The organism is Rhodospirillum centenum SW (genome assembly GCF_000016185.1).
Taxonomy (GTDB): Bacteria; Pseudomonadota; Alphaproteobacteria; order Azospirillales; family Azospirillaceae; genus Rhodocista; species Rhodocista centena.
In genome coordinates, this window is record NC_011420.2 from 2,449,564 (window position 1) to 2,473,601 (window position 24,038).

At 67.3% G+C, this 24,038-nt stretch carries 19 protein-coding genes, 1 tRNA gene and 3 pseudogenes; 11 read left to right on the forward strand and 12 right to left on the reverse strand.

Features of this window, described 5'->3' with window-relative positions; translation table 11 throughout:
• Window positions 1-161: 161 nt before the first annotated feature.
• From RC1_RS11390 to RC1_RS11400, 3 genes are all read left to right on the forward strand, one after another.
• Window positions 162-872: a GNAT family N-acetyltransferase gene (locus RC1_RS11390; protein ID WP_012567546.1), complete on the forward strand. Its 711-nt coding sequence runs from the start codon at window positions 162-164 to the stop codon at window positions 870-872.
• Between the two features lie 107 nt (window positions 873-979).
• Window positions 980-1,053, forward strand: a tRNA-Gly gene (locus RC1_RS11395).
• 377 nt (window positions 1,054-1,430) lie between these two features.
• Window positions 1,431-3,053 carry an ABC-F family ATP-binding cassette domain-containing protein gene (locus tag RC1_RS11400; RefSeq protein ID WP_012567547.1) on the forward strand — a complete coding sequence of 541 codons (1,623 nt, stop codon included), beginning with the start codon at window positions 1,431-1,433 and terminating at the stop codon, window positions 3,051-3,053.
• Between the two features lie 645 nt (window positions 3,054-3,698).
• Here the strand turns inward: RC1_RS11400 and RC1_RS11405 are convergent.
• The 5 genes from RC1_RS11405 to RC1_RS11425 form a co-directional block, all read right to left on the reverse strand.
• Window positions 3,699-4,841 (reverse strand): nucleotidyltransferase family protein, encoded by a 1,143-nt coding sequence (locus tag RC1_RS11405; protein ID WP_012567548.1) that lies wholly within the window; start codon window positions 4,839-4,841, stop codon window positions 3,699-3,701.
• Between the two features lie 656 nt (window positions 4,842-5,497).
• Window positions 5,498-6,796: a type II toxin-antitoxin system HipA family toxin gene (locus RC1_RS11410; protein ID WP_012567549.1), complete on the reverse strand. Its 1,299-nt coding sequence runs from the start codon at window positions 6,794-6,796 to the stop codon at window positions 5,498-5,500.
• Window positions 6,786-7,118 carry a helix-turn-helix transcriptional regulator gene (locus RC1_RS11415; RefSeq protein WP_234703772.1) on the reverse strand — a complete coding sequence of 111 codons (333 nt, stop codon included), beginning with the start codon at window positions 7,116-7,118 and terminating at the stop codon, window positions 6,786-6,788. Before RC1_RS11415 ends, RC1_RS11410 begins: the two co-directional genes overlap by 11 nt.
• A 353-nt stretch (window positions 7,119-7,471) precedes the next feature.
• On the reverse strand, window positions 7,472-8,842 hold the full coding sequence (locus RC1_RS11420; RefSeq protein WP_012566799.1) for an IS1182-like element ISRce2 family transposase: 1,371 nt from the start codon (window positions 8,840-8,842) through the stop codon (window positions 7,472-7,474).
• Entirely contained in the window at window positions 8,811-10,265 is a 1,455-nt protein-coding gene (locus RC1_RS11425; RefSeq protein WP_012567550.1) for an FAD-binding domain-containing protein, read from the reverse strand. The genes RC1_RS11420 and RC1_RS11425 overlap by 32 nt, the downstream gene beginning before the upstream one ends.
• 151 nt (window positions 10,266-10,416) lie before the next feature.
• Here RC1_RS11425 and RC1_RS11430 point away from each other — a divergent pair, with 151 nt between their 5' ends.
• Window positions 10,417-11,511, forward strand: a complete 1,095-nt coding sequence (locus RC1_RS11430) for a Fic family protein (protein ID WP_012567551.1) — start codon at window positions 10,417-10,419, stop codon at window positions 11,509-11,511.
• Window positions 11,512-11,703: 192 nt separating this feature from the next.
• Here RC1_RS11430 and RC1_RS11435 read toward each other — a convergent pair whose 3' ends face one another.
• Window positions 11,704-12,120 (reverse strand): hypothetical protein, encoded by a 417-nt coding sequence (locus tag RC1_RS11435; RefSeq protein WP_012567552.1) that lies wholly within the window; start codon window positions 12,118-12,120, stop codon window positions 11,704-11,706.
• Complete coding sequence (locus RC1_RS11440) at window positions 12,117-12,353, reverse strand: hypothetical protein (protein ID WP_012567553.1); 237 nt, start codon at window positions 12,351-12,353, stop codon at window positions 12,117-12,119. The genes RC1_RS11435 and RC1_RS11440 overlap by 4 nt, the downstream gene beginning before the upstream one ends.
• Window positions 12,354-12,545: 192 nt before the next feature.
• On the opposite strand from RC1_RS11440, the pseudogene RC1_RS22170 reads away from it, so the two are divergent.
• Window positions 12,546-13,382, forward strand: a pseudogene (locus RC1_RS22170) (ISL3 family transposase).
• Between the two features lie 3 nt (window positions 13,383-13,385).
• Complete coding sequence (locus RC1_RS11455) at window positions 13,386-14,024, forward strand: hypothetical protein (protein WP_012567556.1); 639 nt, start codon at window positions 13,386-13,388, stop codon at window positions 14,022-14,024.
• 141 nt (window positions 14,025-14,165) lie between these two features.
• On the opposite strand, the pseudogene RC1_RS22640 reads toward RC1_RS11455, so the two are convergent.
• Window positions 14,166-14,276, reverse strand: a pseudogene (locus tag RC1_RS22640) (IS3 family transposase); the annotation flags it as partial.
• On the opposite strand from RC1_RS22640, the pseudogene RC1_RS11460 reads away from it, so the two are divergent.
• Both RC1_RS11460 and RC1_RS11465 read left to right on the forward strand, forming a co-directional pair.
• Window positions 14,265-14,465 (forward strand): annotated as a pseudogene (locus RC1_RS11460) (transposase); the annotation flags it as partial. The pseudogenes RC1_RS22640 and RC1_RS11460 sit on opposite strands and share 12 nt — an antisense overlap.
• A gap of 99 nt (window positions 14,466-14,564) precedes the next feature.
• On the forward strand, window positions 14,565-15,170 hold the full coding sequence (locus tag RC1_RS11465; RefSeq protein ID WP_012567558.1) for a TetR/AcrR family transcriptional regulator: 606 nt from the start codon (window positions 14,565-14,567) through the stop codon (window positions 15,168-15,170).
• A 106-nt stretch (window positions 15,171-15,276) separates the two neighbouring features.
• On the opposite strand, the gene RC1_RS11470 is transcribed toward RC1_RS11465, so the two are convergent.
• Entirely contained in the window at window positions 15,277-17,070 is a 1,794-nt protein-coding gene (locus RC1_RS11470) for an alkaline phosphatase D family protein (RefSeq protein ID WP_012567559.1), read from the reverse strand.
• A 67-nt stretch (window positions 17,071-17,137) separates the two neighbouring features.
• Window positions 17,138-19,453: a TonB-dependent receptor gene (locus RC1_RS11475; protein WP_012567560.1), complete on the reverse strand. Its 2,316-nt coding sequence runs from the start codon at window positions 19,451-19,453 to the stop codon at window positions 17,138-17,140.
• 675 nt (window positions 19,454-20,128) lie between these two features.
• Here RC1_RS11475 and RC1_RS11480 point away from each other — a divergent pair.
• Window positions 20,129-20,404 (forward strand): HU family DNA-binding protein, encoded by a 276-nt coding sequence (locus tag RC1_RS11480; RefSeq protein ID WP_012567561.1) that lies wholly within the window; start codon window positions 20,129-20,131, stop codon window positions 20,402-20,404.
• Between the two features lie 119 nt (window positions 20,405-20,523).
• Here the strand turns inward: RC1_RS11480 and RC1_RS11485 are convergent, their stop codons facing one another.
• Window positions 20,524-20,916 carry a nuclear transport factor 2 family protein gene (locus RC1_RS11485; protein ID WP_012567562.1) on the reverse strand — a complete coding sequence of 131 codons (393 nt, stop codon included), beginning with the start codon at window positions 20,914-20,916 and terminating at the stop codon, window positions 20,524-20,526.
• Between the two features lie 199 nt (window positions 20,917-21,115).
• Between RC1_RS11485 and RC1_RS11490 the strand changes: the two genes are divergently transcribed.
• Window positions 21,116-21,307, forward strand: coding sequence for a hypothetical protein (locus tag RC1_RS11490; RefSeq protein WP_012567563.1), 192 nt, complete (start codon window positions 21,116-21,118; stop codon window positions 21,305-21,307).
• Window positions 21,308-21,393: 86 nt separating this feature from the next.
• On the opposite strand, the gene RC1_RS11495 is transcribed toward RC1_RS11490, so the two are convergent.
• The gene (locus RC1_RS11495; protein WP_041785326.1) at window positions 21,394-21,831 is read right to left on the reverse strand and encodes a hypothetical protein; all 438 of its coding nucleotides are present in this window, start codon (window positions 21,829-21,831) and stop codon (window positions 21,394-21,396) included.
• A gap of 426 nt (window positions 21,832-22,257) precedes the next feature.
• Here RC1_RS11495 and RC1_RS11505 point away from each other — a divergent pair, with 426 nt between their 5' ends.
• Window positions 22,258-23,880 carry a flavin-containing monooxygenase gene (locus tag RC1_RS11505; protein WP_012567565.1) on the forward strand — a complete coding sequence of 541 codons (1,623 nt, stop codon included), beginning with the start codon at window positions 22,258-22,260 and terminating at the stop codon, window positions 23,878-23,880.
• The last annotated feature ends 158 nt before the right edge of the window (window positions 23,881-24,038 follow it).

The following is a 24,038-nucleotide window of genomic DNA, read 5'->3' on the forward strand; positions in this document are numbered from 1 at the left end:
GCGCCATGCTGCGCCCCGCCTCACTCCGACGACGACCGGACGGTCGCCCGCTCAGCGGGCGGACGGACCGCACGCCCGGGTGCTGACGGCGCAGAACGCGCGACGGGAGCCCGGGACCAGGTGCCCTGCACCATTTGCCGATACCGGGATCTCCCCCTCCGATGATGATCGCCCCCGAGCAGCCGCAGCACGCCGCCGGCATCGAATCCCTCCTGGACGACGCCTTCGGCGCCAAGCGTCACGCCAAGACCGTGTACCGCCTGCGCGCCGGGATCGGGCCGGTTCCCGGCCTCAGCTTCGTCGCCACGGATGAGGACGGCCGGCTGGTCGGCACCATCCGCTACTGGCCGGTGCTGATCGGCACCTCCACCCCCGCCATCCTGCTGGGTCCCATCGCCATCCATGCCGACTGGCGCAGCAAGGGGCTGGGCGGCACGCTGATCCGCTACAGCCTGGACCGGGCGGCGGAGCAGGGCCACCGCATCGTGCTGCTGGTGGGCGACGCGCCCTACTATGTCCGCTTCGGCTTCACGCGGGAGAACACGCTGGGCCTGTCGCTGCCGGGGCCGGTGGATCTCGACCGCTTCCTGGGGCTGGAACTGGTGCCCGGCGCCCTGGACGGCGTGGTCGGCCTGGTCGGCCGGGCCGACGGCAGCAGCGCCCCGGCGGAGGAGACGGACGACTCCGCAGCCGAGGAGGCCACCGGCACGCTTGCCGACGACGGCGCCGGCCCGTCTCCCGTGGCGCCCCTGCCCGTGGCGCCCCTGCCCGTGCCGCCGCTCCCAGCCACGCTGCTGCCCACGGTGCTGCCGCCGTCCGACCACGGCCCCTCCGCCTCCCCCCACCGGCCCCGCCGCTCCGCCCGCCGGTGAGCCTGCCGCTGAGCCTGCCGCTGAGCGGTCGGCGGATGCGGCACCGGACGACACCCCACGCGGGTGCTTGAACCGGCCGCCGGAAGGCCCTATAAGGACGGAGCGGCGCGGGTGTAGCTCAATGGTAGAGCAGAAGCTTCCCAAGCTTACGACGAGGGTTCGATTCCCTTCACCCGCTCCAGTTTTTTCAAGGGCTTACGAGCCTTATTCCCATCCGAAATTGTGCGTACGGAAAAAATACGGAAAACATCGGTTTTCCGTGGCGATTTCGCACGTCGTCAGATCCGCTCCTATCGGGGCGGCAATGTCCCGATCGATCGGGTGAGCACTTGGTTCATGGACGTGGCGGGTTGCCCTTAGTGGAGTGCTTGGCGGCCAGGTCCGCCGGGACGGCAGCATTGCGAAAATTCTGCTGGACCGGGCGGGGGGGGGGCGGGGCTGGTCTGATCCGGGAATTCAGTTCGGGCCTCGGGTGACCTTCCCATCCCCGGAACCTCCGACAATCTCTCGACCTGATCAGGGGCCGCCGGCAGCCCCGCGAAGGAAAACGCGCAGCCTATGATCCGATTTGAGAACATCACCAAGCAGGGCGGCCACCGGATCCTCTTCCTTGAAGCGTCCGCCGCCCTGAACAGGGGGGAGAAGGTCGGTCTGGTCGGTCCCAATGGCGCCGGCAAGACAACGCTGTTCCGGATGATCACTGGCGAGGAGACGCCGGACGAGGGCCAAGTGGCGATCGAGAAGCAGGTCTCTATCGGCTATTTCAATCAGGATGTGGGCGAAATGTCCGGCCGGACCGCCGTGGCGGAGGTGATGGACGGCGCCGGGCCGGTCAGCACGGTGGCGGCGGAACTGGCCGAGCTTGAAGCGGCCATGTGCGATCCCGAACGCACCGCCGAGATGGACGCGATCATCGCGCGCTACGGCGACGTGCAGGCCCGCTTTGAAGAGCTGGGCGGTTACGAGCTGGAGGCGCGGGCGCGTGAGGTTCTGGCGGGGCTCAGCTTCAGTCAGGAGATGATGGACGCGGATGTGGGGGTCCTGTCCGGCGGCTGGAAGATGCGCGTGGCCCTCGCCCGCATCCTGCTGATGCGGCCCGACGCCATGCTCCTGGACGAGCCGAGCAACCATTTGGACATCGAAAGCCTGATCTGGCTGGAGCAGTTCCTGAAGTCCTTTGATGGCGCCCTGTTGATGACCTCGCACGACCGCGAGTTCCTGAACCGGGTCGTCGGCAAGATCATCGAGATCGATGGCGGATCCCTGACCAGCTATTCCGGCGATTACGCATTCTACGAACGCCAGCGGGCCCTAAACGAGAAGCAGCAGCAGGCCCAGTTCGAACGGCAGCAGGCCATGCTGGCGAAGGAGATCAAATTCATCGAACGCTTCAAGGCCCGGGCCTCCCACGCGGCCCAGGTGCAGAGCCGGGTGAAGAAGCTGGATAAGATCGAACGGGTCGAGCCGCCGAGGCGCCGCCAGACAGTGGCCTTCGAGTTCCGGCCGGCCCCCCGATCGGGCGACGATGTGGCCGTCCTGAAGAACGTGCACAAGGCCTATGGCAGCCGCACCATCTATGGCGGGTTCGACCTGACGATCCGGCGGCGGGAGCGTTGGTGCGTCATGGGTGTGAACGGTGCCGGAAAATCCACCTTGTTGAAGCTGGTGGCCGGGACCACCGCGCCGGACCAGGGCACCGTCGCCATCGGGGCCAGTGTCAAGATGGGCTATTTCTCCCAGCATGCGATGGAGCAGCTCGACGGCGGTCACACTGTTTTCGAGGCTATGGAAGCGGCATTTCCTCTGGCGAACCAGGGATCGCTCCGCGCCCTTGCCGGCTGTTTCGGCTTTCCCGGCGATGACGTGGAAAAGAAATGCCGCGTCCTGTCGGGCGGGGAGAAGGCGCGGCTGGTGATGGCGATCATGCTGTTTGATCCGCCGAATTTCCTGGTGCTCGACGAACCGACCAACCATCTCGATCTCGATACCAAGGAGATGCTGTTGACGGCGCTGGCCGCCTATGAAGGCACCATGCTGTTCGTCTCACACGACCGGCATTTCCTGGCCGCCCTTTCCAACCGTGTGTTGGAACTGACGCCCGACGGCATCCACCAGTACGGCGGCGGCTATACGGAGTATGTGGCGCGGACCGGACATGAAGCACCCGGACTCCGCAGCTGAACGGGAAGCCTCCGCCGTTGCTGCCGACGAGCAGCGCGTTGCGCCGATTGAGGGGCAGCGGGACGTCCTGAATTCTCGGAGTCCTTTGGTGTCCGTAGCGACCGCGTGACGGGGTGCCCTTCGTGCGGGGCTCTCAGCGGCCTCGCCAAGGGGAAGCGCCGGTCGGCCGGTGCCGTCAGGACCCTGCCCTGAAGGTTGATGTGACGATTGTTGACCTACGACCAGCCGGCCGATGTCGGCCGGGGACCGGGCGCATGTCGGCTCCATTGCCAAGACGCTGATCGCTACCGGTGTCTTGCGGCCGGTCAGCGACGGCAGGCTGTCGTTGGGCACGCCTTGTCGCCCGTCGCTGGTGATGCGTCAGGTGACAGTCGGCAGGATCCGGCGGCTTTGCCTCAGGGCGCGATCTCGCAAGGTGGTCGGTTCACGAACATGTCGGCTGGACATGTTAAAGGAATGGCGTTTTTCGAACATGTCCAACCGACATGTTCGAACCGTCCTCCATCATCCCCCCCCCCCGCTCCCCCCGGTGGAGCTGGACGCGAAGCCCGTCTGCCCGTGTGTGGTCCTCGCAGGCAATTGGCCGGGGAGCCGGTTGGACGGGAAGGGGGAACGCTCCAACGACATCGCCCGTTCGCGGGGTTTTCACGGTTCGTCGGACACGTCCTCATCGGACACCTCACCGATCGCTGTAACGCCGAAACGGTCGGGTTCACGGCCGACCTCGCGCGCCCAAATCTCAATGCATTCTTGGAGCGCCACGCGCTCGTCGTCGTACAGCCGGGTGCGCCCCTCCAGGAGGGCGGCGCGCCAGCGCTCGCCGCGCCCCCAGGCCTCGGCCCAGGCCTCACCGATCTCGAAGGCGCGGCGTGTCTGCCGGTGGGCACGGATCAGCGCCCCGGCCTGGGCGGCATCCTTGGCGCTTTTGACCAAACCCTCCGGGTCGGTGCGGCGCTTGGCGCAAACAATGATCTTGTGCACGGCGAAGCGATGGGGGGCGGGCACCAGGACCGGGATGCCGGCGCGGTGCAGCACGGCGGCACGGACCGGGGCCCGCAGCAGGAAGTCGAGATAGCGCAACGGATTGGCCCCAGCCCCGCCGAGAGCCGGCATGGGGGCCGGGCGTCCGGCGACATCGTCGCGGGTCCGGTTCGGTGTCAGGAACTCGACTTCGAACCGCTTGGCGTTGCGGAACTTCGTGGAAAGAATCGGGTCCGTCAGATGAGGGACCGGCCGGAAGGTCGGATCGACCGCGCGCAGGACATCCAGGATCGGCGGCAGGCTGTCCTCGACCAGTAGCGAGATGCCGTGGAACTGCGCGAAATCGAGATCGCCGGTCCGCATATGCTCACCGGGCAGCCGAAGTCCCAGGAGGCCGGAATAGGTCTGGAACGCGGCTGTGCCGACCAGGACTCCCCGGAGCCGGAAGATGCCCGCCTTCCAAAGCGCCTCGATGATGTCGCTGGACAGTGGATCGGTCGATGGCAGGCCGCCGGCGACGAGCGCCGACACGATACGCCGACGTTCCGCCGCGTCGGCCTTGATCTGCTGAAAATTCGCCACCCGGCGCGCCAGGTCCGGATCATTCTCCGGACCGACATATTTCTGCCTGCGGTGACCGCCATCGGTGTGCTGAAAGTACCAATACCCCCGCTCCCCGCGGTGCTTCAGCAGGAACTGGCCGTCATCCGGGAAATCCTGATCGAACTGCGCGTCCAGCCCACGCTGCACCAGGTCGGCATAGAGCGTTTGGATTGATAGGCCGATTTCAGGGAATGACGAGCGCATGAGAGCATCCTTGCCATCTGAGCCGGACATTGATGGCATATAGCACGAATCATCATATTCATCAGCATGATAAGCATGTGCCATTAAGATAACTATATAGAGGGCAATGGAGATGCATTCTCTGGCGCTGGTGCAGGCCGTGTAAGTGGGCGGACACCGTTGACCCGGCCCAGGGCGACATTCTGCGGCGGGGCAAGCTGTTGCAGGCGACGGCGTTGAGCGGGCTAGGCCAACGACTGGTGGGCGGCCCGAACCGCCTATCTTGTGATCGACGACTGGCCCAACCGAAGAAGGGAGCGGCCTCGGTCGGCATCGCTCCCCCGCATGCCTTGGCTCCGGGCAAGACCGGCACCTGTCGGACCCCTGGTCCATTTGACTGTTGAGTGGCGCCCACCTCCGGACCTTCAATCTTCTATGGGCTACCCGTGGTTTCGACAGACTGCTCCGTACAGATCGGATGCGCGGCGCTCCATTCTTTTTGATGCAGCGCCACGCGACTTGCGCCACCGGCCGCTTCGTCTGGAAACTCTTCAAGTTATTCGGATTGGGAGGTTGATCGGCCGTTTCCAACAGATCATTCCCAAAATCGGATTTGCAGGTTGACGGTCGCGTTTCGGCGTGTGGCCGTGGACGAGGCGTGAGGCCTGCTCAGTTGCTCAGAGTCTACCGCGATACCCGTCCGCCAGAACGCGCAAGTTAGCGCCGGTCCCATCCAGATCGTCGAAAGCGAATGGATTGAGAAATTGGCGTCCCCAGAACATGCGCCGGTCAGCAATGGTCAGTTCGGCTTCCTCACACACGGTGTGCCAGTTGTTGCCGATGGTCGTTACCTGTGCTTCGACGATGTGGAGCGCCTCTGCCATGGACAGGTGGAAGATCGGGGCCGCGGCGAGGCAGGTCGCAATGCGGCTCGACCGGTCGCCGCTGGCGATCAGCATTGCCTGCCCCGCTTCCCGGCCCGTCCGGGCCTGGGGGCAGATGTCATAGGCCGGTGTCAGTGTGAGCATTGCGCCATCCCAGAAGGCGGCATGGTTCCGGGCGTGATCGTCGGTGTTGCCCACCAGGATGTTGAAGACGATCCGGCTGAAGAGTTCCCGCAGCGTCGCCTTCGGCTGATGGAAGCAGTGCCGGATGATTTCGGCCAGGAGTTCGTAGCTGGCGTAGCGCGCCTCCATCTCGTCCAACCCCTGGAGCGTGAGCGCGGACACCAGGGCCTTGCGGGTCCAGCCTCCGGCGCTGCGGACACGGTCGAAGCGCTCGACCAGCAGAACGTCCCGGTGTGCCGCCCGCACCATTCGGACCGGTGCGACATGCAGGCCGGCCAGCGCCGCAAGCCGCATGGCGATGAATTCCGCCTTCACCACGCTGTAGGTGTCGTTGCCGGCGGAGAACTTGGCGATCCACTTGCGGTCCGCCTGATCGATCAGCGCCTTTGGCCGAGCGCCGCCGATGGAGGAGCCGTGATAGAGGGCGCGGTCCAAATCCGGATTCAGCGGGAGACCCTGTTCGACGCGGTTCGCCGCCTCAAGGAGGTCCTCCATGGAGGCGTTCGCTGCCGAGCGTGGCACATACGCGGTGGGCGAGGCTTGGAAATCCAGCGCACCGATGCGATCGGACCCCGACTCCAGCAGGCAGGTCAGTTCACCAGGTTCGACGGCCTCGGCCGCAGCGCCCGTCAGCCCCATCAGGCGGTTGATGATGACCCGTCGACCCCAGGCGTCGGGCGAGGCATCCCGGATGCAACTCGGCAGGCTCAGCGCTCCCAGAGGCTCCTGTTCCCCGCGCTCGAGCGGCAATTCCGGCGTATAGATCGGAATGGCGTCCGGTCGGTCCAGATAGCTCCGGCCGTAGAGGAAATGGAGCCGGCCGGCGCGGTCGATCAAACGGCCGCAGACGACCGGTTCCGTTTGTCCAGGCAGCCAGATCCAGACATAGGCGTCGCGCTCAGAACTCATCACTCACCGGCCGAGGTTTCCGTATCCGTTTCGGGAGCAGGGCCAGCTTGTCCGCGATATGGCGACTGTGCACCGCCTGAACGCCGCCCTCCTCTGCGCCGAAGAGCGGAACTCCGGTGATGGCGCAGGCCTCGAGGGCGAGGCCCAGGGTGACGCCCGGGTCGCCCTTCTCGATCTTCTGGACGGTTGCTCTGGACACCCCGATCCGCTCGGCCAGGTCTGTTTCACTCCAGCGCCGCTCGCGGCGGGCCAAGCGCACCTGTGCGCCGAGCAGCCTCGCTGCGCCGGTCGTCGCCCTGGAATAAACGCGGCTATCGGTCACGGCATTGCCTATTATTACAGTCATAAAGCTGAATAAGGACCAGAATATTAGTCAAATGGACGCTTGCTGCCAAGGCTCTTTCTGGTTCGCTCGCAGGGAGTCCGATCCACCGCCCCTTGCTCCGCCAGTGGAGCGGATGCTCTGGGGGAGGTCTGCACCCGCCCCAGCGCGCCGGACGTGACAGTCCGTGGCGAGGAGTGGCCCGTGGCGGGCCGAGCTCAGAGGGCATCGCGGAGGAGCCCTGGTATTCAGACCGATGACAAACCCCGTCGTTTTCGGCGGGGTTTTCATTTTTGGGGATTGCGGCTGTCGAAACTGGTTGGGTGGATCGGGCAGACAGGGAGGTTTCTGTCTCAGGCTGGCCGGAGGGCTGCCTTCGGGGCGATTGCGAGGGCGATTTTCTTGATGTTCTGGGCGGCGGCGGCGAGCAGGCACTGCCAGGTGACGCCGAGGAGGCCGCGGAAGCGTGCGTAGCGGTGCCCGAAGAGCTGTTTGGCGTCGGCAAAGGAGCGTTCGACCGTCTCTTTTCGTCGCTTGTAGATGGCCTTGCCCCAGGGGGTCTTGCGGTGGGCGTCGGTGCGCTCGCGGATGTCGGCCCAGAGGTGGCGGGTGATGGTGCGGACGGCCTTGGGGTTGCGGGTGCACGACGCGAGCAGCGGGCAGGCGAAGCAGAGGGCCGGATCGCTCCTGTAGTGGCGGTAGCCGTTGCGGTCGGTGGTGGCGTAGGCGAGGGCCTGTCCGCCGGGGCATGACCAGGTGTCGGTCCCGGGCTCGTAGGTGAAGGCGCTCTTGGGCATCATCCCCGGGGCCGGGGGTGTCGGTCGGTTGTAGCCGGTGACGCCGAGGATGGCGCGGTCCTCCAGCCCCTTTGCGATCCCGGCCGTGGCATAGCCGGCGTCCAGCCCGACGGCCTTGACGTCGAGCGCGAAGCGGGCGCGCTGGCGGTCGAGCCGGCCGAGATAGACGATGCTGTCGTGCACGTTGGCGGGGGTGGCGAAGCTGTCGGTGATGATGCCATGGCGCCCATCCACGGTGCGGTGATCAAGGTAGAAGAAGCCGGTGGGCTTGCCATCGCGCACCATGTAGCCGCTCTCCGGATCGGTGCGGCTGATCTTGGTCTCCTTCTCGGGCGGCTGCCGGTCCTTGGGCTTGAGGGGCTTCTTGCCGTGGGTGGCGCGGTCCGCCTCCACCGCCCGGTCCAGATCGTCCCAGTAATCCGCCCGCGACTTGGCGACCACCGCCTTGTCGTAGCGGTTCTTGTTGGCGTTGGCCTTGAGGTGGGTGCTGTCGGTGTAGAGCACGGTGCCGTCCACCAGCCCGTGGCCGATCGCCTGCTCCACCACATGGTCGAAGATGTCCTGCGCCACGGAGGTGTCCCGGTAACGCCGGCGCCGGTTCTGGCTCAGCGTCGAGGCGTCGAACACCGGATCGGTCAGGCGCAGACCCAGAAACCAGCGATACGCCACGTTCACCTGGATCTCGCGCACCAGCTGGCGTTCGGAGCGGATGCCGAACAGGTAGCCGATGAACAGCGCCTTGAACATGACAACCGGATCAAGGGCCGGACGGCCGTTGTCCGGACAGTAAAGCCCGGACACGCGATCATGGATGAAGGAGAAGTCGATCACCGCGTCGATCTTGCGAAGCAGGTGATCGGGCGGAACCAGACCGTCGAGCGTCACCATCTCGATTTCAGTCTGCTGCGCCGTCGGTTTCCTCAGCATGACCAATCGAATCACAAAGGCCCGGCTCACGCCAGGCCTTTGTCAGCAGTCTGGGTATTTTCTCCTTGAACGCGAAGTAGCCGCGCGTCGCATGGGGCCAGCTGGCGCGGTCGTAGGGCCGGGGCAGGCGCACGAGCTGGATGCCGGCGTCGCCCAAGGCCGTCTCCAGGGCAGCCAGCCTGTCCGCCGTCGGTCCCACGGGCGCGTAGGGCGCCACCACTTGGGCCAGACCGGCGGCGCGCGCCCAGTCGATCATCCTGGCACACCAGTCCGTGCCTGTCAGGCGGTCGGGCGTCAGGCCGAACGCTTTCCCGGCGCGCTGTGCCGCATCCGCAAGGGCACCCGAGACCCAGGTCTGCACCCGCTCCGAGACGCCATGGGGGCTGTGCACGGGGGCCGTGTCCAGCACCGCGACCGCGGCGAGCGGCGGCACGCCCGCCAGGCTTTCCGGCGCCAAGTCGTCCTCGTGCAGCAGCAGGCCCGTCCGGACCGTGGGGTCTGCCACGGGCAATGCCGGCAGCGTACCCGGCGGCGGGATGGGCGTCCCGGTCAGCGGGGCGGCGGAGGTCGCGAGGCCGACCGGATCGAAGCGGCCTTCCGTGTATGTGCGGATGTTGTCCCGCCGGGCGAGATAGGTTTTGCCCACCGTCTGCAAGCCGCCGACCCAGCGCCAGGACAGGGTGTTGCTGGCCGGGTCTCCGTCCAGGAGATGGCGCAGGAAGAACTCGGCCCCGAGTTCCCAGGGCAGCCTCAGGGTAAAGATCCAGATGCTGGCGAACCACATCCGGGCGTGATTGTGCAGATACCCCGTCTCCCGCAGTTCCGCCGCCCAGGCATCGAAGCCGTCGATGCCGGTGCGACCGGCGACCGCGTCCGTGTAGCAGTCGTGCAGGCCGGGATCCCGGTCCAGCCGGCGGCGGGCCTCGGCGACGCCGGCGAGCCAGTCCCTCCAGACCTGCGGACGCAACTCCAGCCAGCCCTTCCAGTAGGTTCGCCAGAACTGCTCCTGGATGAACTTCTCGGCCGCTCCAAAGCTGTGGACATCCAGCACATGGCGGATGACCTCGGCCTCCGTCACCAGCCGGTGGCGCACATAGGGGCCAAGCCCGGAGACGTTGCCGCGATCCGCCGGTCCGCGGTCATGGTTGCGCTCGGCGGCATAGCGCTGCCCGGCGCGGGGCAGGAAGGCGTGGAGCCGGGCTAGCCCGGCATCGCGGCGAGGAGGGAATGGCTGCGTCATGCGCAAGATATCGGTCGCGTCAAGGATCCTGCCAGTGGACCCCAGGGCAGCCGCATCCGCGCTCGCCATGCCTGCCTTGCGCAGGTCCTCGCCTATCATCTCGACGACGCAGTACCGGCCGTCCCCGCCCGCCGGCCCGATCCGGAGTGTCAGCTGCCGAGGGCGTGCCAGCGCCTTTTCCATCACGTTTTGGTAGGCAATGCTGGCATTCGTTAAAGCGGGTGGTGGCCTCTCAACCGGTGCGTTCTGACACATGTTCGCGAGGTGTTTGGTTCTCGAACATGTCAGCCGGTCATGTTAAAGAAATAGCGTTTTTCGAACACGTCCGGCCGACATGTTAAATCCGTCCTACATCATCCCCCCGCTGCCGCCCCCGGCGGAGCTGGAAACCAAGCCCGTCCTCCGCGCCGCGGCGGAGGCTCACCGCTATCTGGCGGAGGTCAAGGGTCTCGCCGCCGCCATTCCCAACCAGGGCATCCTGATCGACACGCTCTCGCTCCAGGAGGCGAAGGCCAGCTCGGAGATCGAGAACATCGTCACCACCCAGGACGAGTTGTTCCAGGCCGATCTGCTGCCCGAGGCGATGCGCTCACCGGCAGCGAAGGAGGTGGCGCTCTATCGCGATGCGCTGAAGCTGGGCTTCGAATCCATGCGCGCATCCGGTGGGCTGATCACGAACAACACCCTCATTGCCATGTTCCAGACCCTGAAGCGCACGACGGGGGAGTTCCGCACAACGCCGGGAACCGCGCTACGGAACGACCGGACGGGCGACATCGTCTTCGTCCCGCCCCAGGACGGGCGGGAGATCATCGCCCACATGACCGCGCTGGAACGCTTCATCAATGATGACGCGCTGTCGGATCTGGACCCACTGGTCAAGATGGCGGTGATCCACCATCAGTTCGAAAGCATCCACCCGTTCCCCGACGGCAACGGCCGCCTGGGTCGAATCCTGAATGTGCTGTACCTGACCAGGGTTGGGCTGCTGGACATCCCGGTCCTGTATCTCAGCCGCGCCATCACCGGCAGCAAGGGCGAGTATTACCGACGGCTCCAGGCCGTGCGTGACGAGGGCGCCTGGGAGGAATGGGTGCTCTACATGCTGCGCGCCGTCGCCTCAACCTCGCGCACGACCTTGGAGCTGATCGAGGGGGTGCGGGCGCAGATGGCGGACTACAAGCATCGGATCCGCCGCGACCTGCCCAAACTCTACTCCCAGGACCTCCTGAACAACCTGTTCCGCCACCCCTACACCCGGATCGACTTCGTGCAGACCGAGCTGGGCGTGACCCGTCAGACCGCCGCCCGCTACCTGGACCAGCTGGCTGAGGCCGGCTTCGTGCAGAAGCATCAGGCGGGGCGGAACAACTACTATATCAACACGTGCTTGGTGGACCTCTTTATGCGGGTGTCCGACGGCGAATAGGATTCGCAAGGACGCACAAGGGCGTGCATGGACGTGACCACGTCGGCGCAGGCCGGCCTACCCGAAGGGCCACTTCGGATCGACCGATCTGCCAGGGCAGCATGTCACCTTCCGTGTCCCGCTCCCATCCCGACGTCGAGCGGCATGCAGGCTCAAAGCCGGCCTGCCGCCGTGGTGGATCATGCCGGCGCCTCACCCCGTCTCCCGGGGCCGCCCTCCCGTCTTGACGGGCATGCGCTTCCCATAGCGGAGCAGAGCCGCGATCTCCTGCTCACTCGGCGCTTTGACCGTGATGTCGAGTTTATAATCATCCGGCCATAGGCCGAGGATGGTGGATCCCGGCCCCAGGGCGAAGGAAAAGCCGCCGCTCCGTCGCAGGGTCTCGAAGTCGTTGCGGATCCTCTGGGTCGACTGCAACCACTTGACGACCCCGTCGCCCAGCATGCGGTCGGCGAACGGATCCGAGGTCGATGCCTGTGGCACGCGATCCCTGACCATCTCCTCGCAGGCCCGGACGATGCTTGCGCAGCGGTATTTGGTCCAGATCTTGTGGATGGTGCTGGCCTCCAGGGTCCCGTGATCCGTCGTCTCGCGCACCAGCCAGATCATCCGATTGGTCGTAGGTGTTCCTTCAGGAAGTCGGCGTCCTGGTGCTTCGCCAGCCGGTAGGCCGCCCGGAACATGGCCGCTGCCACTGCGATCTTGCCGGACACCGCTTTGCCTCGTGCGACCACCTCGGCCAGGGAGGGGCCTTCGATGGCCAGCGTCCCGAGATCCTCCTCCTCGATCTTCTTCGAGAGCTGCTGGAGGATGGTGTCGAGCTTCCGGGCGTCCGCCGCCATAGGCCTCCCGGCGTCGGCGCCGCAGGACCAGCTCCCAATCGGTGAGGCCACGGGCGACATAGCTATAGGCGGCCTTCAGATCAGCTTGCCCTTGCCCCGGCCAAAGCTGGCAGGCGTCGAGATGGAGCAGCGCCTCCTTGCGGTCCACGATGCTGTGTACGGAAAGAAAGAAGGGGCGCCGCTTCATAACGGGTGGTCAGCGCCGACGACTTCCACGACGGCGTCACCTACACCACCCTGACCGACCCGGTGTCCGGCACCTTCCTGGACCTGGTGCCGGGCCATCCCCAGGACGTGCTGGCGGCGACGCTGCGGGCCCGGCCGGGATGGGAGGGGATCGAGGTCTTCGTGATGGACGGCTGCAAGGCGACCCGCGCCGCCGTCCGGGCGTTCAATCCCAGGATCGTCGTCGCCGCCGACCGCTTCCATATGGAGCAGCTGGTGATGGAGGCCCTCCAGGGGCTGCGCCGGCTGCTGGCCGGCGATATCGCCCTGGCCTTTCGCAGGGACAAGGACGAAGACGGCATCGCTGCCAACCTGCACCACCGCCTGAAGCGGCACTGGTGGGACCTGGACGAGGCCGAGCGCGAGCACCTGGGGCAGGTCTTCGACCGGTTTCCCCTGCTGGGCGAGGCCTAACGGTTCAAGGAACTGTTCAATGCCTTCTACCAGCTGGAGGACCGGGCGGAGGCCAGCCGCGCGCTCGACCACTGGCTGGCCAGCATGCCGCGGGCGCTGCGGCCGCATTTCCAGAGCGTGCGCCAGACGGTCGGACGCGATTGGCGGCCGGAGCTGCTGAACTACTTCAGCTTCCGCCACACCAACGGCTTCACGGAGTCGGTCAACCGCCGGCTGCGCGACCGCCTGCGGGCCGGCCGGGGCACGACCAGCCCCGCCGACCTGCGCCTCTGGGCCATGGCCCGCTTCGGCGGCTACGGCCCGGCGGAGTTCGAGCGCCGGCTCGACACCTTCGCCTGGCACGACCACACCCCCACCCACCTGCTGTCCCCCTTCCACCAGGAGATCTGAGCCATGACAATCACTGCCAAGACCCCCGTTTCCTCCGCGTCCGCCGCCCCCCGCACGGTCGAGAGCCTGGGCGCCCAACTCGACAGCCTGGAGGCCGCCATCGCCCAGGTGCTCGCCGGCCTGGAGAGCGGGCCGCTGGCCCTGCCGGCCGACTGGCCGGCCAACGCGCGCAGGACCAGGCGCTCCTCGCGTAGCGGGCTGCCGCCCGAGCCCGCGCTGCGCACCGCAGTGCAGGACTACCTGCGCGATGCCGGCGTGCCGGCGCCGACGGCGACCCTGGCCGAGGAGCTGGGCCGGGCGGCGGGGCTCGCCGTCGAGAACCCGCGCATCTGGAAGCAGGTGCGCGACCGGGTGGCCTCGCTGCTGCACCGCATGCAGGGGCAGGGACTGGTGGAGAACCGCCAGCCCATGGGCCCGGCGCTCTGGGCCCTGCCGGCCTGGCCGGTGCCGCCGGGGCCGGGGCGCCGCCGCCCCAACCCGGTGGCCGGGCACCCGGCCAACGACCGGGCGCTGGCCCCGGTCCCGGTGGGGCGCGGCCAGCCGGCACCGGGCGACCAGCTGGCGCTGCCGGTCGATCCGGCGGGCCCGGCGGCGGCTGCAAGGGGGGGAGCGGGTGAGCAAGCCGTGCTTCGGCGCCTGTGAGCGCCGGGGGTGGTACCCGCGAGAACAGCGATTCCAGTCGGTGCGACCTAGGCCGCTCCGCCTAGGCTTTTGGCCCCTACCTCGTCCGCATGGCTCCCCTCCCTCACACGGGGGATCACAGCCGGTTCGTACAGGTGCCTTGATCGCCCAGCCCTCCCGCTGCAGCAGTATGTGGATGCGGCGATACCCGTAGCGCTGGCGCACGACGGCGATCTCCTTGATCCTGAGCCGTAACGGGGCCTGATTGAGCCGTTGCTTCCGCCGGAATCGCTCAAGCCGAAGGGCGGGCGGCCTCGGCTGGACAACCGGGCGGCGTTGACCGGCATCCTGTTCGTCCTGCGCAGCGGCATTCCCTGGGAACTGCTGCCGGTGGAGATGGGGTGCGGGTCCGGCATGACCTGTTGGCGCCGGTTGCACGACTGGCATCAGGCCGGGGTATGGTTCTGTTAGGCGCTCTTAATTCGACCATGAAGGTGCTAGTGTGAAGCGCCTTCGATGAAGGCTGGTTCTCTCCGTTGCAAGAAAACTTGTTCGCGGGAAATGCAGGATTTCGTACAACCAGGGCCGAAGACCGAGAAGGTCCGGAGCCGGGGGCGTCCCCGCGATCCGGAGAAGGATCGTCTCATCCGGGATGCGACATGGACGCTCATTGCCCGCCATGGCTATGACGCCCTGACATTCGAGGCGATCGCCCAGGAGGTCGGGTGCAGCCGGACCACGCTCTACCGTCGGTTCCCGACGAAAGAGGAACTGGTCACGACGGTGCTGGAAAAGACGCTGCGCGCGGTGGAACCCGTCATCCGGGACGATATGTCGCCGCGCGATGTGCTGATCATGTTGGTGCAGGTCGGTGTGGACTATCTGTCGGGGCATCGCGGGGCGGCGATCCTGAATGTCGCCTCCGCCGCGCGCAGCAAGCCGGAACTGGCCCGCGTCTTCGACAAGCATCTGGCCAATGTCGCCCCGTACTATGTCTCACAACTGCGCCGTCTGGCGCCGGATGCCGACGATGCCAGGGTGGAATTCGTGCTGCACACACTGATGGGCAGCTTCATTCACCATATTGCCATCCGCCGGGTCAGCCTGTCCCAGGCACAGATGGAAGATCTGGTCGACCAGGCCATCGCCCTGATCAGCAAGCACTGACCGCGCCTGCGGAATCTTTTATTCCCCCCTGTCGGTCGGGGTTCGGCTTTGCCTCACCCCGGTCGACAGGGGGGAACGCGGCCATGAACCGCGTGTCTTTGTGGGGTTACACCTCGTCGATCGATTTGATGCCGCCGCCCTCACCGGGAAGGATGCGGTAGCTTTTCAGGGTGAACCGCTTGTAATCCCGGCTCAACACCGTGGTGACGCCGATCAGGTCGACCTTCGCTTCCTCTGCCGACAGGGTCACCAGGGCGAAACCCTTGGTCAGATGCTGGTTGAACAGCACCTCCTCGCAGGCGTCGGCGAAGGCCGGCCCCAGTTCGACATTGCCCAGCATGTTGCCCAGGCTGCTGCTGGTGATGGCCGTCGTGCCGATCTCCGCGGCGATGCGGCGGCGGCCGGCCCCGTTCAACGCGTTCATCCAGAAGGCGTGGCTGTCACCGGACAGGATCAGCGGCCGGGCGCCGGACTCCACCAGAATGGCATCCATGCGGGCGCGGGCGGCCGGATAGGCATCCCAACCGTCGAATTCGAACGGGATGTCACGGGGCAGATCGGCCAGTTGGCGGACCCAGGGACGCAGATAAGGCGTCATCTGCGCCAGCGCCTTTTCCCAGCCGTCCTTGCCCATGGCCGCGACGACATCGACGCCGGTGGTGCGGGCCATGACCACCTGATTGCCCAGAATCTGCCAGGGCTTGCCGGCACGGACGGAGGTTTCAAGCTGGGCACGCAGCCATTTTTCCTGGGCATCGCCCAGCACGCTGCGCGACGGATCCTCGATCCGCTTCTTCAGCGCCTCGGTATCCAGCTTGATGCCATAGGGGGCAGGGATGGGCTTGCCGGTGCGGGCGGCTGTCAGCACGTCCTTGACGATGGCGGCATCGGTCACCGGCACGGGCCTGGCCGGGTCGGTCTTGTCCACCACCAGCCAATGCGCGTCCTGCGGGTCGCGCAGGCTGATCTGCCGGCTGCGGCCGATATGCCGGTTCTCCAGCATGACCAGCGTCGCCAGGTCGCCCAGCTCGAACGTGCGGTTGATCTCCTCGAACCCACGGCCCTGTTCGGGCTCCCGGATGGGAATCCATTCATAATAGGCGCGGATGGAGGCCGCGCGCCGTTCGATCCAGTCGCCTTCTTCGGGCTGGTGGTTCTGGGCACCGCCGGTCCAGCAATCGTTCGCCGTCTCATGGTCGTCCCAGATGCAGATCCAGGGCGCGCGGGCATGGGCCGCCTGCAGGTCCGGGTCCAGTCGGTAGCAGGAATGCCGCTCCCGGTAATCAGCCAGGGTCACGGCTTCGTTCAGCGGCGTGGGCACGCGGCCGATCTTCTGCCCGATCGACATGCCCAGCTGGTCCGGCGCACCGCCATATTCATAGATATAGTCGCCCAGATGCAGCATCAGGTCGACCCGCTCCAGCTTCGCCATCTCCTTGTAGGCGTTGAAGAAGCCGGTGGAATACAGCGCGCATGAGGCCACGGCGATGACCATGTCCTTCACCTTGCCTTCCGGCAGGGTCTGGGTCTGGCCGACGGGCGACGTCTGCCCGCCGCAGCGGAAGCGGTAATGATAGCGGGTCAGCGGGCGCAGGCCGGTGACATCCACCTTGACCGTGAAGTCACGGGCGGCACTGGTGCGCGCCGTGCCCCGGCGGACGGAACCCTTGAAGTCGGGTTCCTCCGCGATTTCCCAATCCACATCCACGGCGCCGGCATCGGCCTGGTCGGGCGTTACGCGCGTCCACAGGATCACGCGGTCCTGGCGCGGGTCGCCCGACGCCACGCCGTGACGGAAGCTGACGGCCGAGGACTCGGCTGCACCGGCAGCCGTGCCGATGGTAGCCGACAGGGTGGCGGCACCGGCCAGGCCCAGGGCGCCGCGTCGATTGATTTTCATGATGGCATCTCTCCTGTTTCCGGATCTCCGGGGGCGGCGCGATCGGTCGCGCCACCCCCGGTTGCCGTCAGAACTTGACGTTCAGATCGACGCGGACCGTGCGGCGCGTGCCGGACACGAAGGTCGGCATGCCGAACGAGTCACCCGTATTGCCGGCATCGACAATGAACTTGCGGTCCAGCAGGTTCTCGCCCACCAGGTCGATGGACCAGGGGCCGCTTTCCGGCGCGAAGGAGAGCTTGGCGTTCAGCAGGCCATAGGCCTTCTGCACCTCGTCCACCTTGGTGTCGGAATAGGCGGCGGGCGTGCGCACCTGCAGGTCGGTGCGGTCATTGTCGTCGGAGAAGAACACCCGCGACTGCCAGCTATAGAAGGGCGCGAAGGCCACGGTGCCGAAGGGCACGTCCGCCGTGGCGTTCAGGCCGATGGCGAACTTGTGGTCCGGGCTGTTGCGGAACTGGTTGCCCTCATAGGCGCCATTGTCGAAGCGCGCATGGTTATAGGCATAGGTGCCCAGAACGGACAGATCGGGAATGATCTGCCAGCTCACCTGGGTCTCAAAGCCGGTAGCGCTGGCGTCGCCGGCATTGACCGAGGTCAGCACGCCATCGACGCGCTGCTTCGTCTGGAAGTTCGAATAGGTGTAGTGATAGACGGACGCGTCGCCTTGCAGGCGGCCGTTGAACAGGCGGTACTTCACGCCGGCCTCGCTGGAGGACAGCTTTTCTTCCGGCACCAGGTCGGTGCGGCCCGAAGAGGTGAGTTCCACCACATCCGGCCGCTTGCCAACGCCATGCACGGCATAGAGATTGACCGACGGCGTGAGGGCATAGCGCACGCCCACGCGCCCCGTCACCAGGGTGGAGGAATGGTCACCCGTCACGGCGACGCCGCCGGGGGTGGAGGTGATCAGCAAGCCCTTGCCCGTCAGCTTTGATACGCCCAGCGGCGTGTTGGCCAGCAGCGAGACGTCCTTTTCGTCCCAGGTCACGCGCCCACCGACGAAGGTTTCCAGCTGTTCGGTGATGTGCCAGGTGCCGTCGGCGAAGACGTCATAGGTTTGGATATCCGCCGTCTGCACCTTGCGGTCCAGGTGGAAGGCCTTGTAATTGGCGGCCTTGGAACCCAGCGCGCTGATGATCTGATTGTTGGTCAGGCCCTTGGGCGCATAGCGTTGCAGGTTGCCGGTCAGCAGCAGGGCCATGGCCCGCTCGTCCGACCCCAGATCGACCGACAGGTCGTTCTCGGCCTTGAAATAGCCGGCGCCGATGAAGCCTTCGAACGGGCCGACATCGCTGATGTTCAGCCGGACTTCTTCGGAATACTGCCGGCCGCCATTGCACTGTTCATAGGCGATGATGTTGGTGGGCGTACCGTCAATGTCACCGGCCTGGCAGGCGCTGTACCAGCGATAGCCGCTGACGGAGGTGAGCGACAGATTGTCGTTGATCTCCAGGCGGGCCGTGCCGCTGAGGCCCAGCACCTCGCGGTCGGTATAGGCGGCCGGCATCTGTCCGAAGGTGCCGATATGGGTCGGGGACCAGAAATTCAGGTCACCCTCGACGGCGCCCGTCTGTTGGTTCAGCGGCAGGAACAGGCCCGATTTGAAGGCGCCACCGCTGTCGGTGTCGTCCTTGTCATAGGTGCCGGCGAAATCGAAGGAGAAATCGCCTTCCGGATTGTAGCTGGCGGTCAGGCGATAGGCGCGGGCGTCGATCTTGTTATAGCTGTTGTCGCTTTCCGCATCCTTCACATAGCCATTCTGTTTGTGGACCAGGGCGCCGGCGCGGACACCGAAATAATCCGACAGCGGCACATTGACCACGCCCTGCACCTGGCGATAGCCGTAAGTGCCGATGCCGGTCTTGAATTCGGCCCCCAACTCGGGGGTCGGCAGCTTCTGGAACACCGACACCCCGCCATTCAGCGCTGAACGGCCGTGCAGCGTGGATTGCGGGCCCTTTTCCACTTCCACCCGATCGACGTCGAACATCTCGGCATAGGCCGAGGCGATCTGGGTGATGGGGATGCCATCCTGGAACAGGGCCACGCGCGGCTCGCTGGCCGGGGACGTGTCGTCGGAGGTGATGCCGCGCAGGGAGATGCCGGGCAGCAGACGGTCCTGCAACTGGATGACCAGGCCGGGCGTGATCTGGGCCACGCGGTTCAGTTCCGTGGCGCCGATCTGGGACAGCAGCTCGCTGTCATAGGCACTGATCGACATGGGCACGTCGGAGATGCGCTGCGCGCGCTTCTGGGCCGTGACGATGATCTCCTGAATTTCCGCCACGGGTTCTGCTGCGCCGGCGGGCGTCGCCGTCTGGGCATGGGCGAGCGAACTTGTGCCCAGCAGCATGGCCGTGAGCAGACTGACCTTTCTCATGATGTGACTTTCCTCCCCATCATTTATTATCGATACGATATCGCACCGTTAATAGATGATGGCTTCAACGCCGATTACGATACGCCACTGTATCGTAATTGTGTTGCAGATATATGTAACCCTTGCGGACCACCGACGGATGGCCGCCCGGGACCCGGAAATCGGGGATGCGTGGGGAACCCCTCGTGGTCAGTTCTCGCCCTTGAAGAGGCCCACGACCGGGTGGCCACCGGCCGGGCGCCCCGCCGGTGATCGCGATCGGCGACGCGGTGGTGCGGGTGCCGCCGGGCCTGGACACCGTTTCGCTGAAGACGGTGCTGCGGGCGGTCAGGGCCAGCCGGTGATCCGGGGCCAGGGACCGGTCCGGGTGCTGGTGACGCGGCGGGCGCCGCGCCTCCCGAATCCGGCCCGCGGTGCGGGGCTGCCCCGGATGCGCAGGGTCCGTGCGCCCGACCGCACCCCGCCCGTGCCCGTCCGCCCGGGGTGCGCCGTCCGGCCCGCTGCCCCGTCCGGAGGGCGAAAACCGCTCCGGACTGCGGCGGGGCGGCAACAGAGCCCCGGAAAAGCGCGGATTCCGTGGCGTCCGCCCGGAAAGGTCCGTGGACAGCGGCGTTGCCGCCTCCCCATAAGCAGCGACAGCCGCGACGCGGCCGAACCAACAAGGGAGCACACACCATGCAGAAGGCTGATCTCGCCGAGGCCGTGGCCCAGGCGACCGGGGCCAGCAAGGCGGCCGCGGCGAAGACCGTGGATGCCATCTTCGACGCCATCCAGCAGGCGCTCGCCAAGGGCGAGGATGTCCGGCTGACCGGTTTCGGCACCTTCTCCGTCTCCGAGCGCGCCGCCCGCGAGGGCCGCAACCCGCAGACCGGCGCGACCATCCAGATCGCCGCCTCCAAGCAGCCCAAGTTCACGGCCGGCAAGGCCCTGAAGGACGCGGTCAACGGCTGAAGGCCGCCGCTCCCGCCGGCTCCCGCGCCGGCGGGGGCCCCTTCCCGTCCCCGCGGTGCCGCCCGGCCCAGGGCACCGCAGCGCCTTCCGCCCGAGCCCCCCTTCAGCCCAAGCCCCCCTCAGCCCGAGCCCAGCGCCCGCAGCATCGCCGGCGTGTCCAGGTGGGTTTCCAGCGCCGCCACGCGGCCGTCGCGGAAGCTCCAGACCTGCACGGCCGCCAGCGCGAAGGACGGGCCGCCGCCCAGCACCCGGCCGCGCACCGTGCCCACGGCGACGACGCGCTCGCCGGCGTCGATCAGGCGCTCCGTCTCCATCACGGCCTCCACCGAGCGGCCCAGCTTCAAGGTGTACTCCAGGAACTCCGCCAGTCCCCGGTAATGCCCGCCCCAGGGCAGCAGGCTGGACTGGTAGACCTGGATTCCGGGGTGGACCAGGGCGCGGATCGTATCCATGTCCTTGCGCGCCAGCGCGGCGTGCAGGGTCAGGACCGTTTCGACGGTGCTGGCGGGCATCGGGGAACCTCGGGGCCTCCGGGAGCGGACCGCAACGGGCGGGAAACCGCTTGCGGTGGAGACGGGGCTGCGGACAATCTCTTCCCGCAGGAACGCGGGTGCTGACGGGCGGGCGATCGCTGGTTACCATGGCGTGCGCGGTCCCGCACACGCGCTTAAGCAGGATAGACGGTCCTTGGCAGGGTAAAGGTGTAATCAGGTGAGCAAGGCGCTTGAGATCCTGAAGGGTTACCCCGCGCCGACCCCGCGCGAGGAGTCGGTGCTGAACGAGATTCTGGAACGGCTGGGCCAGGGACGACTGGCGCCGGAGGACGCGGTGGAGCGGATCATGGACCGGCTGGACTGGCCGCTGGACCGCGCAGCCGCCGAGGTGGACGCCTATCTGGACTGACCCGGCTCAGGGCTGACGGGACTCTGGGCTGATGCCGACCCGGCCGGCCGGTCAAGGCTGCCCCGCCGGTCAGGCTGCCCCGCCGTTCAGGCTGCCCGGTCGCCCGTCGCGTCGCCCTTGACGATGCGCAGCGTCCGCCCCTGCGGGCGTGGCGCCGACGGGCCGGCCAGACCGACATGGGCGCGCAGATCGGCGCCCCCCAGGCGCAGCGCGACCGCCAGCAGCAGCAGCGGCAGGAGCAGCATCGCCGCGGCCCCCGGGCCGTGCTGGACCATCCAGGAGATGGCGACAGCCCCGACGGCCCCGGCGCCGACGGCCAGCGTCACGATCACCCCCAGCCAGGCCCAGAGACGCCCGCGCACCAGCCCCGCCAGCAGCACCCCCGTGCCCGCCGCGACTGCCAGCGACAGCGCGGCCAGGACGGGCAGGACCGCGCGGCCGATCCCGTCGAGCCCCCCCTCCGCCCACACCACCAGCAATGCGGCCGGGGCCAGCACGATCGGCGCCAGAACGCTGGCTGCCATCTGCACGGGCCAGGGCGACTTCGCCCCTGGGATCCGGTCGCGCCCCGTCCCGGACCTGCCCGGCTCCTCATGCCCCGGCCATGCCTTGCCCGGCCATCCCTTGCCCGGCCACTCGCTGCCTGGCTCCTCCCTGCCCATGGTCGCCTCCCCCGTTGCCCGGTCGCGCGTCCGGCGTTGCGGCTTGCAGAATGAAACACTCCCGGAGCGCAGGCAAGGCGCCGGCCGGCACGATTCCGGGCGGGTCCCCGGCCGGGCGGACCTGCCCGGCCCGTCCGAAGGCCGGACAGGGGGCCGGAGAGGGGGCCGCCGGGACTTCCCCGCACCACGCCCCTGCCATAGAGTAACTGCTCTAAAGGCCGACGGCTCAACGCCGGCACGGCCGCCCCGCCGATGTGCCGGCGCGGCCGCACAGGGAGGAGGACGGGCATGGACGCACGGATCGAGGTGCCGGAGGGCGGCGTGCTGCCGGCAGACGGGGTGCAGCCGGGCGACGGTGGCGAGGAAGCGGCGGAGGTCTGCATCGTCGGCACCGGCTTCGCCGGCATGGGGGCGGCCATCCGGCTGAAGCAGGCCGGCATCGGGCCCGTCGTCCTGCTGGAAGCGGCGGGCGACGTGGGCGGCACCTGGCGGGACAACACCTATCCCGGCTGCGCCTGCGACATCCCCAGCCACCTCTATTCCTTCAGCTTCGCGCCCAAGGCCGACTGGACCCGGATGTACCCGCCGCAGGCGGAGATCCAGGACTACATGCGGGACGTGGCGCGGCGTTTCGGGCTGCTGCCGCACATCCGCTTCCACGCCGCGGTGACGGCGTGCGCCTATGACGCCGCGGCGGCCCTGTGGCGGGTGCGCTGCGCCGACGGGCGCCGTGTCGCGGCGCGGTTCCTGATCCTGGGCCTGGGCGGGCTGTCGCGGCCGGCCCTGCCGGACATCCCCGGCCGCGGGAGTTTCCAGGGCCGGGCCTTCCATTCGCAGCAGTGGGACCACGGCTACGACCTGACCGGCAAGCGGGTGGCGGTGATCGGCACCGGCGCCAGCGCCATCCAGTTCGTGCCGCGGATCGCCCCGCAGGTCGCGCGCCTGCACCTGTTCCAGCGCACCCCGCCCTGGATCATGCCGCGGCCGGACCGGCCCATCGGCCCCTGGGAGCGGGCGGTCTACCGCCATGTGCCGGGGGCGGCGTGGCTGCGCCGGGCGTCGATCTACTGGTGGCAGGAATCGCTGGCTGTCGGCTTCACCCTCTATCCCGGCCTGCTGCGCCGGTCGGAACAGAAGGCAAAGGACCACATCGCGGCCCAGATCCCCGATCCGGAGCTGCGCCGCAAGGTGACGCCCGACTTCCATATCGGCTGCAAGCGGGTGCTGATCTCCGACGACTACTACCCGGCCCTGACCCGCCCCACTGTGGAACTGGTCACCGACCCGGTCCGGGAGATCACCTCGACCGGCATCGTCACCGCCGACGGGGTGGAGCGCGCGGTGGACTGCATCGTCTACGGCACCGGATTCCGCGCCACCGACTATCTGGCACCGCTGCGGGTGGTCGGGCCGGACGGGGTGGACCTGAACGAGCGCTGGCGCGACGGGGCGGAGGCGCATCTGGGCACCACCGTGGCCGGCTATCCCAACCTGTTCCTGATGACCGGCCCCAACACCGGGCTGGGGCACAATTCCATCGTCTTCATGATCGAAGCGCAGCTCAATCTGGTCATGGACCTGCTGTGCCGGGTGCGCGACAGCGGCGCCCGCACGGTGGAGCCGCGGGCCGAGGTGCAGCGCCGCTTCAACGAGGCCGTGCAGGAACGGATGCGCCGCACCGTCTGGATGTCCGGCTGCCGGAGCTGGTATCTGGATGCCCGGGGACGCAACACCACGTTGTGGCCGGGCTTCACGGTGGAGTACTGGCGCCGCACCCGCCGGGCCGTGCCGGGCGACTATCTGCTGGACGCGCCCCACCCCGTTCCGGCCGTCGCCGCGGACACGACGGCCGTCGGCGGCCGCGCTGACGACGCGGGACGGGCGGACAGGTCGGAATCGCTTATTTATTAGATTTTTCTTAAATGCAAGAAAGGGATTGCGGCGATGCCCCTGTTCCGGCCGCGCCCCGGTCCATTGGTATAGGACATAGTAATCTATGCGGAAGAGAGGCGCTCGGGCGAATACTTGTCCTGGTCCTGGGTGGGCCGCATTGGCTAAAGTGCGTCGCT

Bases quoted from the DNA above. Each gene is read 5' to 3' on its own strand.
- RC1_RS11455 (WP_012567556.1), top strand. From the start codon at position 13,386: ATGACAATCACTGCCAAGACCCCCGTTTCCTCCGCGTCCGCCGCCCCC.
- RC1_RS11430 (WP_012567551.1), top strand. From the start codon at position 10,417: ATGTTAAATCCGTCCTACATCATCCCCCCGCTGCCGCCCCCGGCGGAG.
- RC1_RS11435 (WP_012567552.1), bottom strand. From the start codon at position 12,120: ATGATCTGGCTGGTGCGCGAGACGACGGATCACGGGACCCTGGAGGCC.
- RC1_RS11400 (WP_012567547.1), top strand. From the start codon at position 1,431: ATGATCCGATTTGAGAACATCACCAAGCAGGGCGGCCACCGGATCCTC.
- RC1_RS11410 (WP_012567549.1), bottom strand. From the start codon at position 6,796: ATGAGTTCTGAGCGCGACGCCTATGTCTGGATCTGGCTGCCTGGACAA.
- RC1_RS11505 (WP_012567565.1), top strand. From the start codon at position 22,258: ATGGACGCACGGATCGAGGTGCCGGAGGGCGGCGTGCTGCCGGCAGAC.
- RC1_RS11405 (WP_012567548.1), bottom strand. From the start codon at position 4,841: ATGCGCTCGTCATTCCCTGAAATCGGCCTATCAATCCAAACGCTCTAT.
- RC1_RS11390 (WP_012567546.1), top strand. From the start codon at position 162: ATGATGATCGCCCCCGAGCAGCCGCAGCACGCCGCCGGCATCGAATCC.
- RC1_RS11465 (WP_012567558.1), top strand. From the start codon at position 14,565: ATGCAGGATTTCGTACAACCAGGGCCGAAGACCGAGAAGGTCCGGAGC.
- RC1_RS11495 (WP_041785326.1), bottom strand. From the start codon at position 21,831: ATGGCAGCCAGCGTTCTGGCGCCGATCGTGCTGGCCCCGGCCGCATTG.
- RC1_RS11485 (WP_012567562.1), bottom strand. From the start codon at position 20,916: ATGCCCGCCAGCACCGTCGAAACGGTCCTGACCCTGCACGCCGCGCTG.
- RC1_RS11420 (WP_012566799.1), bottom strand. From the start codon at position 8,842: ATGCTGAGGAAACCGACGGCGCAGCAGACTGAAATCGAGATGGTGACG.
- RC1_RS11480 (WP_012567561.1), top strand. From the start codon at position 20,129: ATGCAGAAGGCTGATCTCGCCGAGGCCGTGGCCCAGGCGACCGGGGCC.
- RC1_RS11470 (WP_012567559.1), bottom strand. From the start codon at position 17,070: ATGAAAATCAATCGACGCGGCGCCCTGGGCCTGGCCGGTGCCGCCACC.
- RC1_RS11475 (WP_012567560.1), bottom strand. From the start codon at position 19,453: ATGAGAAAGGTCAGTCTGCTCACGGCCATGCTGCTGGGCACAAGTTCG.
- RC1_RS11425 (WP_012567550.1), bottom strand. From the start codon at position 10,265: ATGGAAAAGGCGCTGGCACGCCCTCGGCAGCTGACACTCCGGATCGGG.
- RC1_RS11440 (WP_012567553.1), bottom strand. From the start codon at position 12,353: ATGGCGGCGGACGCCCGGAAGCTCGACACCATCCTCCAGCAGCTCTCG.